This window comes from Acinetobacter sp. 778_lipA (genome assembly GCF_058242985.1).
Genome location: NZ_JBZAYT010000001.1, coordinates 2,724,369 through 2,738,534 on the forward strand (window position 1 = coordinate 2,724,369; position 14,166 = coordinate 2,738,534).

9 protein-coding genes are annotated in these 14,166 nt (G+C 37.6%); 2 read left to right on the forward strand and 7 right to left on the reverse strand.

Features of this window, described 5'->3' with window-relative positions; all coding sequences use genetic code 11:
* Nucleotides 1-59: 59 nt before the first annotated feature.
* The 6 genes from AC4CUY_RS13055 to AC4CUY_RS13080 all read right to left on the reverse strand — a co-directional run bounded on the left by AC4CUY_RS13055 (nt 60) and on the right by AC4CUY_RS13080 (nt 10,071).
* Entirely contained in the window at nt 60-6,044 is a 5,985-nt protein-coding gene (locus AC4CUY_RS13055; protein ID WP_490774220.1) for a BapA/Bap/LapF family large adhesin, read from the reverse strand.
* A gap of 610 nt (nt 6,045-6,654) precedes the next feature.
* A complete protein-coding gene (gene lptB / locus AC4CUY_RS13060) occupies nt 6,655-7,398 on the reverse strand; it encodes an LPS export ABC transporter ATP-binding protein (RefSeq protein WP_336953962.1) in 744 nt (247 codons plus the stop codon).
* Complete coding sequence (gene lptA / locus AC4CUY_RS13065) at nt 7,398-7,940, reverse strand: lipopolysaccharide transport periplasmic protein LptA (protein WP_336953963.1); 543 nt, start codon at nt 7,938-7,940, stop codon at nt 7,398-7,400. Before lptA ends, lptB begins: the two co-directional genes overlap by 1 nt.
* A 10-nt stretch (nt 7,941-7,950) precedes the next feature.
* Nucleotides 7,951-8,496, reverse strand: a complete 546-nt coding sequence (lptC, locus tag AC4CUY_RS13070; RefSeq protein WP_336953964.1) for an LPS export ABC transporter periplasmic protein LptC — start codon at nt 8,494-8,496, stop codon at nt 7,951-7,953.
* A gap of 39 nt (nt 8,497-8,535) precedes the next feature.
* Nucleotides 8,536-9,075, reverse strand: coding sequence for a KdsC family phosphatase (locus tag AC4CUY_RS13075; protein ID WP_004822583.1), 540 nt, complete (start codon nt 9,073-9,075; stop codon nt 8,536-8,538).
* A 3-nt stretch (nt 9,076-9,078) separates the two neighbouring features.
* Nucleotides 9,079-10,071, reverse strand: a complete 993-nt coding sequence (locus tag AC4CUY_RS13080) for a KpsF/GutQ family sugar-phosphate isomerase (RefSeq protein WP_419327953.1) — start codon at nt 10,069-10,071, stop codon at nt 9,079-9,081.
* A 197-nt stretch (nt 10,072-10,268) separates the two neighbouring features.
* Here AC4CUY_RS13080 and cysS point away from each other — a divergent pair, with 197 nt between their 5' ends.
* Both cysS and AC4CUY_RS13090 read left to right on the forward strand, forming a co-directional pair.
* A complete protein-coding gene (gene cysS / locus AC4CUY_RS13085; protein ID WP_490774221.1) occupies nt 10,269-11,690 on the forward strand; it encodes a cysteine--tRNA ligase in 1,422 nt (473 codons plus the stop codon).
* A gap of 322 nt (nt 11,691-12,012) precedes the next feature.
* Nucleotides 12,013-12,633 (forward strand): TetR/AcrR family transcriptional regulator, encoded by a 621-nt coding sequence (locus AC4CUY_RS13090; RefSeq protein WP_004822589.1) that lies wholly within the window; start codon nt 12,013-12,015, stop codon nt 12,631-12,633.
* A 457-nt stretch (nt 12,634-13,090) separates the two neighbouring features.
* Here the strand turns inward: AC4CUY_RS13090 and AC4CUY_RS13095 are convergent, their stop codons facing one another.
* Nucleotides 13,091-14,041: a LysR family transcriptional regulator gene (locus tag AC4CUY_RS13095; RefSeq protein ID WP_490774222.1), complete on the reverse strand. Its 951-nt coding sequence runs from the start codon at nt 14,039-14,041 to the stop codon at nt 13,091-13,093.
* Nucleotides 14,042-14,166: the final 125 nt, after the last annotated feature.

The following is a 14,166-nucleotide window of genomic DNA, read 5'->3' on the forward strand; positions in this document are numbered from 1 at the left end:
ATACATGGGACAATAAAAAACCCTAAGCGAACTTAGGGTTTTTCAATTTACTGACTAAATTATAGAACAAGCTGATGATTTTGAAGCAAGAGTTTCAAGATATCATCTTCCGTTTTGCCATTAAATGCAGCACCTGATTGCGCTAAATTATCCAATTGGAGTAAATCGGTTTTGCCAGTGTACGTAGTTCCTGCACCATCACGATCTAGGGTGAGAGTGACATTATTACCATCAACTCTTACACCAAGATAGTTTTTCAGATAGTTTGCCGATGCTGTTAAATCGGTTGTGATATTTGCACTATTAAAACCAATCAGTAAATCAGAAATATCTATGATGTCTGCATTCGTATCAGTGTTCACATTTCCTGAATGGAAGTCTGTCCAATGATCGACGCCATTTCCACCACTTGCACTCGCACTTTCTAATACATGATATACAAGCACATCTGAACCTCCATTACCCGTAAAGGTATCATTCAGTTCACCACTAATCAGTGTATTGCGGAGAGCATCACCAGTGGTTAGTGCATCAACTGTTACTGTAAGAGATGCTGTATGATCTTGACCAAAAACAGAGAGTTTATAATCGAATACTTCTTGACGACCGATTACTCCCGCACTTGGTGTATAAACATAGCTTCCATCACTTTTCACGAACAGACTGCCATACTCACCTTGCACTGTCACACCATTATATCCAACCTCTACAAACTGACCATTACCCGTATCAATACTAAATTTAGCATAAGATGGATTATAGGTATCGTCTGTCAACATGTTGCCAATAATTGGAGCTGCGGTTACTGGGCCAATTTCATTATAATGGGTAATATCTTGCGCTAAGCTCACTGTTGCAGTAAATCCAAGACCAGTATTACCTGATGCAGATGCTTCGATTGTATATTTACCTGGTGGTAAATTATCAATATCTACAGTCAACGAACTTCCAAGTGCATTGAGTAAAGGTGTACCTGTTTTTGTACCAACGATTACACCACTTGCATTCTTGATTGTTAAAATAAAGGTTGGCAATACAGAAATTGAAAGTGCTGGCACATTAACTTTGATTTGTACTTTTGAAGTATCAGTATTCGCAATATCAAATGTTGTCGAAGTATAACTACCACTACCTCCGACACCAAATATACCAGCTGAAACATTAAATGTACCTTGATTGGCTGGACTTACTGTTTGTACCACATTCGTTACAGCACCAATAGCGACATGCTCTGCATTGTCTAAAATAATTGGAGGTGGAAGAGATATATCATTTTGAGGGTTTGCATTATCCCAAACCACGCCAGAGTTATCACCATCAATACGAATATTTAAATTCGCTGTTGCTTCACTGCCATTAAAGTCCCTGATCGTGTAAGTAAATGTATCTACCTTGCCAATATCTGCAGCATCACCATTACTCACATATTTATAATGTCCGTTTGGAGAAATATAAAGTGTTCCGTAAGCACCTACAACAACCGTGTTTGCACCTGATAATGTGACTGCAGGATCACCCACTTCATTGGCCACTTTAGTAACAAATGTTGTTGTATTTACTTCATCTGCACCATCCACACTTGAAATTACATTTCCTTCAATGGTACTTGAACCCAAATATTTATTGGTTTGATCTTGCATGGTTAATTCAACACCACCAAATAACTGGGCAGATGCTGTCGAATCCAATAAATTCAAAATTTGTTGCAATAAACCAGAATCCGTTGGTTTCTCTTGTAGCGCGATTGTATAAACGCCGGGTGGTAAATTATCTATATTAATCTGACCAGAATAATTAAAGATAATGCCCAACAATCCAGGTGGCGTTAGTTTTACAGCATCTTCCACAATGAAGTGCTCTTTTTGTATAACGCCGTTTTCATCTACATATTGACGTTCAAGTACAGCATTGAAAAACTTATCAGCTGTTCCTAATAAAGCACCAATAAGTCCACCTATCGCAGCACTTACAACGCTACCGCTCACATTGACATGAATACTGGATGTGCTGTTTTCTTCAACTTCAAAATTAAATGGTACGGTATTACCTAAAGAGATATTTAGTCCGAGTAAATTTACACCTAATAATTGAGAAGCTCGTCCTTGTTCACCAACATCATCACCTACAGATTCATGATAATTTTTAACAGTTGCAAGGTCATCATTTGCCACAACTTGATCTACATGATCTGGTGGAGTCAACTCTCCAGGATCTGCTGGTGTTCCTGCAATATTAATAATGATTTGAGCAATATCCGATGTTGTTCCATTAGACAGTTTATAATCAAATATTTCAGTTTTTCCTAAAGCCGCCTCTCCAGCTGTCACAGTATAAGTAAAGACTCCTGTTAGAGTATTAATTTCAAGGTTGCCATACTCTCCTTGAATCGTAACAGTACCTGATGCAACAGATGAACCATCTATTTCAATAATCGAACCACCACTGACTACATCTTGCCCATTGCCATTATCAGCAAAAACATTACCTGTTAATTCATAGTTAGCAAAAACTTCTTCAGTTCCAGTTACACTGATATTTGTTTTTTCATAAATCGTTAACAAGTTTGACAATAGAGGAGCAACAGCAGCATCAACAATGTAATCAATTACTCCAATTGGTAATACGTCCAGTAGCTGGTTAACTACGCTTGAAAGTGGTAAGCCAATTGTATTAACAGGGATTAAAATTGTATTGACTAAAGCAAGTATTGGAGCACCCAAAACCGGGCCGAGTACTGCAGTAATTGCTGCCCCGATAGCTGCAGCATTTGAAGCCCCCAGAATTTCCCCTTCACCACCAAGATCACTAATAGCAACATCTTTGAGTAAGGTTGTTAGAGCACTATCATCTGCCTGAACGGCTACCGTATAATTACCTTTTGGTAAATTAGTAAAATCAAGCTTAATTGAATCGTTGCTATTTACGACACCAATGATTCCAATACCACCAACAGTGACAATACCACCTTGACTCGTACCACGTGCAACCTCCACTGGTCCATTGGTAGTTTGCTGATAAATAACAATCTGAACAGCCTCACCGACCGAAATCAGATCTTGTTGCGAAACCGTGACAGAAATATTACCAGTCGACCCCTTACCTGCATTGCCTGTTGTTTGTGGAATTGAAAAATCTAGACCGGTAGCATTATTCCCCAAGATATCAACCACTGCGATATCTGAACCAGCAACTTCTGTACGATCAATACGAGTTTCCTGACCTAGATCCAATGCAAATTCATCATTTACAGCATTAAGTGGCGGAATAACAATCGAACCATTGTCTACTGCTGTCGCTGGCAGCGTTGCTGCATCATTGCCTGCTGCATCTTGAATCGCATTAACATCATTCCCCGTGGTTGGATCGGTATAACCCACCTCAACCGTTTGACCAACAGTCACTGGGCTACCCAAGGTTAACACGACGTTATTGCCAACGATCTCTACCGAGATAATCGCAACGGCTTGACCATTTGCTGTCACTGTGAAGTCGCCAGCAACAGGTGGATGTAATGGATCTAGCGCTTCATTGTAGTTCAGCGTTAAGGTCGTACCCAATGGATCAACTGTCGCATTGACAAATGTTGGTGCTGTAGTATCGCTCGGAATAATCGAACCATTGTCTACTGTTGTCGCTGGCAGCGTTGCTGCATCATTGCCTGCTGCATCTTGAATCGCATTAACATCATTCCCCGTGGTTGGATCGGTATAACCCACCTCAACCGTTTGACCTGCTGTGACTGCTGTACCTAAGGTCAACACCACACTAGAACCATTCACTGTAACCGCTGTTACAGGTACCACCTGACCATCTGCGGTCACCACGAAACTGTTCAATGGCGGTAAGTTGGTGCCGTCTAGCGCTTCGCTATAGGTCAACGTCAACGATGTGCCTGTTGTATCGAGTGCTGCACTGACAAATGTCGGTGCTGTGCTATCCCCACCTGGAATAATCGAACCATTGTCTACTGTTGTCGCTGGAAGCGTTGCTGCATCATTGCCTGCTGCATCTTGAATCGCATTAACATCATTCCCCGTAGTTGGATCGGTATAACCCACCTCAACCGCTTGACCTGCTGTGACTGCTGTACCTAAGGTCAACACCACACTAGAACCATTCACTGTAACTGCTGTTACAGGTACCACCTGACCATCTGCGGTCACCACGAAACTGTTCAATGGCGGTAAGTTGGTGCCGTCTAGCGCTTCGCTATAGGTCAACGTCAATGATGTGCCTGTTGTATCGAGTGCTGCACTGACAAATGTCGGTGCTGTGCTATCTCCACCGCCAGGCACAGTTGAACCATTGTCCACCGTTGTTGCTGGAAGTGTTGCTGCATCATTGCCTGCTGCATCTTGAATCGCATTTGGATCATTACCCGTAGTTGGGTCGGTATAGCCCACTTCAACCGCTTGACCTGCTGTGACTGCTGTACCTAAGGTCAACACCACACTAGAACCATTCACTGTAACAGCTGTTACAGGTACCACCTGACCATCTGCGGTCACTGCAAAGTCGCCAGCAACAGGTGGATGTAATGGATCAAGTGCTTCACTGTAGGTAAGGGTTAATTGTGTTCCTGTACTATCTACATGTGAAGATTGGAATTGCGGGTTTGTAACGTCACCTGCAGTAATTTCAAGCGCTTTTGGATTACCAGCACCATCTGTCACAGTGACCGTAATTTTTTCACCATCTGTAAGTGGTCGGGTTAACTGGACATTATTAACAATACCATTTCCCGTTGCTGTCCCTGTTCCAATTACATTGCCATTAGTATCCGTAATTTTAACTTGACCTGCTTCATTTGAAGTAACTTCAACATGTGTCGCGTCTTGAATGCTTGTAGTAATCACTGGTGCAGTTACATCACCTGCTGTAATTTCAACTGTTTTTGGATTACCCGCGCCATCTGTCACAGTAACCGTAACTTTTTCACCATCTGTAAGTGGGCGAGTTAACTGAATATTATCAACAGTGTTATTACCAGTGACGGTACCCGTACCAATTACATTACCATTTCCATCTGTGATTTTAACTTGACCAACTTCATTTGAAGTAACTTCAATATGAGTTGCATTTTGAATAGTTGTCGTAATAATAGGCGGTGTCACATCACCTACTGTAATTACTTTTTCTGTTTGATTACCTGCTGCATCAATAACATCAACAATAACCTTACTACCGTCATTTAAAGGTGTGTTTAAATCAACTGTTAATTTTCCATCAGCACCAATTACACCCTCAGCAATTGTTTGTCCAGCTTCATTTTTAATTATAACTTTACTACCAGGTTCATTTGAAGTGACTTGAATTGTGTCATTATCAACAATATTTACTTCAACATCAGGTTTTGTAACATCCCCAACATTTATTGTTTCAGTTGTTTTATTTCCCGCATTATCTGTTGCTGTAATTGTAATTTTTTCATTATCAACTAAAGGTCTTGTTAAACTAACTTCAAGCCCACCTGCTTGATTTAGTTGTCCTGATCCAATTATTTTACCACTCGCATCCACTATTGTAATTTTACTTGCTTCATCTGCAGTGATTTTGATTTTCTGATTATCTAAAATATCATAGCTTAGTTTTGGTCCTGTTTTATCACCACTTCCCGAATGACTTGAACTACCACTGCTCCCTGATGCGGCTGCAATACCGATTACTCCAGCTGCAGCTGCGACCCAAGCCCATGCTGGCACAGCAGAGTGTTCACCAACAAGGTATTCATGAAAATCAGCAATCCCCAAATAATCAATTTTAGTTACTGTACCACTTGCATCAAACTCAAGAAAGTTAAGTAAATAATGCTTTCCATCTGAAGTTTCTATTGTAAATTCTTTTGGTTTTTCACCAATAAAGAAATCCTCAATAACGACTTTTTCTCCATTTTGTAAATAAACCTCCAAATTATTATTAACTTTTACAATTTTGGCTATTTCTGCGCTATCAAGATTTACTTTATACACTGAGTAGTGTTTATTAACTAAATCCTGAGTAAGAACCTTAGCCGTTCCTTTTTCATAAATAGTGATATTTTTCATAATATTTTTTCCGTCTTATAATTTACTGTTATGCAAAAAAGATAAATAAGTGAGATAAATTTCACAAGTGTATATTTTTGATATTAAAATCAGATAAGCATATAAAAAACAGCACTTGTCTATAATGGCTAAATGATTGGTCTTTTTAAAACCATTAATTTGTGATGTAATTATCATTTAATTAAAATCATACTTGTTTATTTTACTAAATTATTTCGATTCAATTTAATTATCACTTTATATTCATTATTAATATTCATAATGATCAATTTTATAAATTTATTTAAATTTGATTAATAATCTTGCCTATTTTAAAAAAAATAAACTATTATTTTCATACCACTCATAGTATTTAAAAGTATGTAATTCCCATTTAAATTTTATGGGTATTATAGAAACTTAAGAATTTAGCTTAGATTAATTTTTAAACAAAACATGTAACACATTTCTTAATTAGTGATAGATGTCACATTAAAACTATGTTGTTAAATTTTAATGAAATAATAATTAATAAAATATTCAATCAAAACTGATCTTTTTTCAAATATACCGCACAAAAAGCAAAAAAAAAATGAAGGAGTTCCTTCATCTTTTTAAAAAGGCTGAGTAGTTAGACGGTAAAATCATCACCTAAATATACTTGGCGCACGGTTTCATCTGCCAAAACATCTTCTGGTGTACCTTCCGCAATCACAGCGCCTTCGCTCACAATATAAGCATGCTCACAAATCGCTAAAGTTTCTCGAACATTATGGTCAGTAATCAAAACACCGATCCCACGATCTTTTAACTGGCGAATTATATCTTTAATATCACCTACAGAGATTGGATCGACACCTGCAAAAGGTTCATCCAAAAGCATGAATTTTGGATCTGCTGCAAGCGCACGTGCGATCTCAGCACGGCGACGCTCACCACCCGATACGCTCATTCCAAGTGAATCTTTAATATGGGTGATTTTAAAATCTTCCAATAATTCTTTAAGACGTTGCTGGCGCTGCTGTTTATCTAAGTCTTTTCGTGTTTCAAGAATCGCCATGATATTTTCAGCAATCGTTAACTTTCTGAAAATTGAAGCTTCCTGAGGAAGATAACCAATTCCTTTACGTGCTCGCTGATGCATAGCTAAATCAGAAATATCTTCATTATCTAGATGAATTTCTCCCTTATCCATTCGCACCAAACCAACGACCATATAAAAGCTGGTAGTTTTCCCTGCACCATTCGGCCCAAGCAAACCCACAATCTGTCCACTTTGCATACTAAATGAAACGTCTTTAACCACCCAGCGTTTACTATAAACTTTAGCTAAATGTTTAATACAAAGTACTTGAGGCTGATTTGATGCTGTCATTAATCACGCGCTCCAGGAAAAGACTTGGTACTATTTGGCGGGATAATAATTTGTACACGTCCTTTCGGTGAACCTGTGCTATTTGAACTACCGGAAGCTTCAATATCGCCTTTGTTCATACTATATTTTAATGAACTACTGCGAATACTTGCTCCATCTTGATATAAATAAGCATTACCAATTAAATTAATAATACCTGTTTCAGCATTATAAATAATTTTTTGTGCTTCCCCACGAGCAACACCCTTTGCCGTATCAACTTGTTGTTGAAACTTTGCTGGGCCCCCAGTGGCAGTAATGGTGCTAATTTGCTTATTTTTATTTAATTGAGCCACAATTGAAGCAGCTTGAAGCTTCATTGTACCTTGCTCAATGATGACATTACCAGTATATGTCGTTACACCCGCAGCTTCATTATAGGTTGCTTTATCTGCAACCAATGAGATTGGTTGATTACGATCTGATGGTAATGCAAATGCTGCTGCAGACAAGCCCATTAAACCGGCAGTGCAGATCGCTTTTATTAGGAAAGATTGTTTCATTAAAAAAGGCTTAGTTAGGTACATACTTTCCTCGAATATGTGCAAATTCATATTGACCTTGGTTTAAATCAGCTTTTAAACCCTGACTAATAAATTCTGCATCAGGTGCATTAACAGTCACTTGGTGAGTCGTTTCAAACTGACGTATTTTAGGATACCCCGTTAACTCGTCTGTCTGAAATTCCATGGTCCCTCGTTCACCAATCTTGGTCGCTTTAACTTGTCCAGATAAAACGACTTTTTCATTGTCATTAAATCCTCGTGCTTGTTTTGCAAAAAAAGTTGAATCAACTTTATTTTGATGAAACATCGAAGCATTGAGGTTACTCAGTGTTGAAGTTTTTCTTTGTAAATCTTGTTCTAAACGATCCACTTGAGCACGAACATAAAGATTGCCCTTTTCATCTGTTTGGACCAACTGGATACCCTCAGCAGTATACGTCATGCTTTTTGCTGAATTCGCATCCAACTTTTTGCTTTTCCCACTGTAATAGTAATAGCCACCACTGATTGCCGCGATGACAACTGCAGTCACATATAAAACCTTAGTATCCATAAATTACATTCAACATTTGATCAATCTGAATTTACGCTATTAATGCGGTATAGCTGTATATTTTTCAAGTAATTCTTGGTAAGTGCCTTTTGCCATCAGCAACATATCACAGACTTCACGCACAGCTCCACGCCCACCCATCGCCTGAGTGACTAAATCTGCTCGACGACGCACTTCAACATGCCCGTTGGGTACAGTGACTTTCATCCCTGCAATTGCAAAGGCTGAAAGATCTGGCCAATCATCACCCATATATAAACAGTCTTCAGGATCTAAATTGAATTGAGCACAAGCTTCTTTAAGTGCAGCACCTTTGTCTTCACGACCTTGAAAGACCAAATCCACGCCAAGATCAGCCATACGTTTTTCAACAATATTGCTTTTACGTCCGGTGATAATAATGACTTTAATTCCAGATTTTTGCACCAGTTTCATACCTAATCCGTCGCGAATATCAAAGGATTTAATTTCATCCCCTGTATTGGTCAATGTCACAAAACCATCACTCAAAATACCATCTACATCTAAAACCAATGCTTCAATATGACGCGCTTGTTCCAGTAAAACATAAGAAGCCATTGATTAATTTACTCCAGCTTGAATCAGGTCATGCATACTAATTACACCAATCACTTTATTGGCATCATCAACGACGATAAATTGACTAATTTTCTTTTCATTCATTTTTTCTAAAGCTTCAACTGCACGTGCTTCTTTTGAAATGGTTGAAGGGTTTTGAACCATGACCGCGGAAACAGGCAAGTTCACATCAAAACCTTGCTGTCTATCAATTAAACGGCGTAAATCACCATCAGTAAATATGCCCAATAAGCTGTCATTTTCATCGACAACCGTGGTTAAACCTAAACGCTTATTGGAAATTTCGTACAAAACTTTATTCATTGGTGTATCAGGAAATACTTTTGGTAAATCAGTGCCTGTACGCATCAAATGTTTTACATGTAACAACAGACGTTTGCCTAATGCACCTGCAGGATGTGACATTGCAAAATCATCTGCAGTAAAACCACGTGCATCTAATAGCGCCACAGCCAGTGCATCGCCCAATACCAATGTTGCAGTAGTACTTGAGGTTGGCGCCAAACCTAATGGACATGCTTCTTTAATATTTCCAAGTGTCAACGCAACATCTGCATTTTGTGGCATAGGTCCTTTGTCATCACCACTGATGGTGATCAAAGGTACTTCCAAATACTTAATCAGTGGCATCAACATCATAATCTCATCACTCTTTCCAGAGTTTGAAATTGCAATCAACACGTCACCTTTGACCAACATACCTAAATCGCCATGCCCTGCTTCACCAGGATGCATAAAGAATGATGGTGTGCCTGTTGATGCGAAAGTTGCTGCCATTTTTCGCCCAATATGCCCAGATTTCCCCATACCCGTAATCACTAAACGACCTTGGCACTGTAAAATAATTTCACATGCGCGCGTAAAACGCTCATCAATTTGAGTCGCTAAAATCTCTATGGCATGTTCTTCAATGCGTAAAGTTTCAAGTGCAACTTTTTGAAAATCAACTTGATTTGATTTATTTTCAGGATTCAAAATGGGCTAACCTTAACTCAATAAAGAGTTTTGAATATCGAATGGAATATTTTTGCTATTTTAGCATAGCAATACAATAGGCTGCTTTCCTAAATGTATAAATTTCATTTTCTTAGAAAAATAACGTATAAAACTTTATGAAATATGGAGCTTAGGTTAAGATTAATCATCATTTTGTTGAAGCCTTTAGAAAACCTATGCAACCATTTGTTCTTTACAACTCTGAGCAACGAAAAAAAGTTGAATTTGTTCCCCGTAAAGAAGGACATATCGACATGTATGTGTGCGGTATGACAGTTTATGATTACTGTCATATAGGCCATGCTCGGGTGATGGTTGCTTTTGACTACATTATTCGTTTTTTACGTAGTCAAGGTTGGAATGTTAAATACGTTCGTAACATCACAGATATCGATGACAAAATTATTGCGCGTGCCAATGAAAATAGTGAAAGCATTACAGCTTTGACCGATCGTTTTATCAAGGCGATGAATGATGATGCCGAAAATTTAGGATGCTTAGCACCCGATGAGGCACCCCGCGCAACAGATTATATCGATCAAATGCAGAATATGATTGGCAACCTTGTCAATAAAGGCACGGCTTACCCTTCTGCAAATGGCGATGTCTATTTTGAAGTTGAAAAATTTAAGAACTATGGCCGACTTTCAGGACGTAAACTTGCCGATATGCAAGCTGGCGCTTCTGAACGTGTTGATGTTGAAGTTGAGAAGAAACATCCATTTGACTTTGTGCTATGGAAACATGCTAAAGAAAATGAGCCTTCATGGGCTTCACCTTGGGGCAATGGCCGTCCAGGTTGGCATATTGAATGCTCAGCAATGTCAACTTGCTGCTTAGGCAATCATTTCGATATTCATGGGGGCGGTTCAGATCTTTTATTCCCACATCATGAAAATGAAATCGCGCAATCAGAAGCTGCAACAGATGAACAATATGTAAACTACTGGATGCATGTTGGCTTTATCAATGTCGATGGCGAAAAAATGTCTAAATCTTTAGGCAACTTTTTTACCATTCGTGATGTGATGGAGAAATTTCATCCTGAAGTGATTCGTTATTTTATTGTGTCATCACACTATCGTAGCCCTGTAAACTTTTCGGATTTTGCACTAAAAGAAGCAAAAACTACGCTTTCTCGTTTTTATCATGCATTTAAAGCGTATCAACAAGTCTATGGCAATAAAACCACAGACCTGTTAGATGAAACGCTAGTCGAGCGCTTTAATTCAGCAATGCGTGATGACTTCAATACATCTGAAGCAATTGCAGTTTTATTCGAAATTATTAAAGAATTGAATCGTGCGGTTAAAGAAGAGAATGCAGCGCAATCTACGCTTTATTATTCTACGTTACGCCACTTGACTAATATCCTTGGCTTGGTTCAATACAATGTAGATGACTTTTTAAAATCAGATATTGGTCAAGAAGCACTTGGCTTATCTCAAACGGATATTGAGGATTTCATTCAACAACGTGTTGATGCCAAGAAAAATAAAGACTTTGCCCGTGCAGATGAAATCCGTCAGTCTTTGCTTGCTCAAGGTGTAGTACTGGAAGATACACGTCAAGGTACCATTTGGCGCCGCGCGGATTAATCTCTAAGAGCTTTATTAAAAAGAAAAACCTGATCAAACGATCAGGTTTTTCTTTTTAAAGTCGTTGCTAACTAAATATGTTTTAAACGGTATATCTCTTGCCATTTTTTTAGTCGTAGTGTGACCTTACTTAAGTTTAGTTTTATAAATGGTTCATTAAGATTTTTAACATCGCTAATTTGCTTATATAAAATCTAAATTATTAAATATATTGAAAAAATAAATATTTTATTGAATATGATGGACTATAGTTTTATTGAATCAGCGAAATAGCTGATATACTCTGAGTCCAGTTCTTCATCAGCAGTTTTGGATCAATAGAATGAGTTCAGTGCGCCAACAGAATTTTCTTCTTCGCAAAGAGAAAATTTTAGCAATGGCAGAAACCTTATTGCTTGATAATAATCAGGATATTACGTTAAGTGAGCTTGCTGCTGAACTTGATATCGCAAAAGGAACGATCTATAAACATTTTAAAAGTAAAAACCAACTGTATCTTGAACTGATTATTTTGAATGAAAAACGACTTTTAGATATTTCTAAAGCCTACCATCACGATATTAAAATCTATGTATCTGAATACATGTTATATAACATGTTAAATTCGAATCGAACAATTTTACTGCATGTGATTGAAGAGCGTCTAACCAATAATGAACGTAAACTCAAAGACTTATTCGAAGAACTTTATAGCATACGTGAACAACGTATTTTAGAAATTAAAGATCTTTTCGGAGCACATCTCAAAGCCTTAAACAGTAGTATGTCTATCCGTGATTACTTGTCCTATATCTGGACAGTGACTTATGGCGCATCATTATTGTTAAATTCTACGCACTATCAAAAATCCATTGGTTCACGTGAACGCTTAATCAAACTCTATGTCAATCAAGCATTGATGACACCTGATAAGCTAACCGATTCAGAGCATCAAGCAAATTAATGTTAAAAGGATAACTGTTCTTAAGCTATTTAGTTTTAAAAAGTCCTTTTAAAATTTATTTTGATTTTTTTCTAAAAGCTACAGTTCTAAATTATTATCTAAAGACCGTTAAACAACAATTAATTACACTTTTAAGTTGATACTGTTGAACTGGTGATAGCTCTTCTAAGTCACAATATAGCTGTTTAAAAAATGATATACGTCATACACTTTCGTCATATAACTCGAGTTCAATACATCAAGATAAGCTTGAACAACTTGATGGGAAAAATGACCTAATTGCAAAAGATATTCCGCTTTCCTGTGCATATTGTTTATACACACATCCATTCAACTGCTGACCTGCGTATAAATCTCGTTTAAACTTTCTGAATCAAAAATATTAAGCTTTTTCATCAATAATATTTTATCAAGTTGTTGATACCAATCATTCTGGATGTATCAATTCGAGAAACCCTTAAACTTCTGGCTGATCAGAATAGTTCAATAACTGACTGGGTAAAGGCATTGAATTCACCTGACTAAAAATCTCATAACACATATGTCTTAACCACTGATGGCTAGTTTTATGATGACATGACATATGCCAATACTGCTTAATCGAATAAGTCGGAAACGAAATGGGTGCTGGGAAAATTTGTAAGTTTCCTCGTGACAACAAGACTTCACTCAAATAATAAGGAACGGTTGCAATCGAGTCAGTATCTTGCACCACCAATCCAACGCCTAGATAACTCGGGATACGCATCAACACATTACGTTTTAAATCTAAATTTAACAGCTCATTGGCGATGTGGTAATGCCCAACACCTGCATCAATATCGATGTGTGATTCACTCAAATACTGTTCAACGGTCATGCTTTGTTGAGTTAATCGTGGATGATCTTTTGATGCAATCACCACATAAAATTGTTCGAATAATTTTTGTTGATAGAAACCATTTTCTAATTGCGGTAAAAACCCAATCGCCAAATCAATTTCACCATTTGCCATCTGATAACTGGTTTCAGAGGTGATGGCGCGAACATTTAATTTAACATGTGGTGCATGTGCTTTGAGATATTGAGAAATTTTAGGCAATAAAACTAAGTGAGAAACATCTGTCATCGCGACAGTAAACTGTTGCTGAGATGCTGTTTCATCAAAATCCACACTAAAATTATTAATAATTTCAACTTTGCTCAGCGCTTCACTGATCAAGGGATAAAGTTGTTTAGATAATTCTGTAGGCGCCATTTCATTACCAATCCGTAAAAATAACGGATCGTTATAATGAACACGAATTTTATTTAGAATATTGCTTACTGTAGGTTGGCTCATCGCTAAATGATCTGCGGCAACAGAAACACTTTTAAACTTGTAGATATAGTAAAAAATACTGAGCAACTTACAATCTAACTCATACACGAAATTACATCTCACTCATTTTCTAGATTCAATATTATATCTTCTGCTTTTTTATAAAAATTTCCAATGTTTTAATGTACCGATTTTAAACAATCAACTCAGGATTTTAAAATCGGCACGGATTA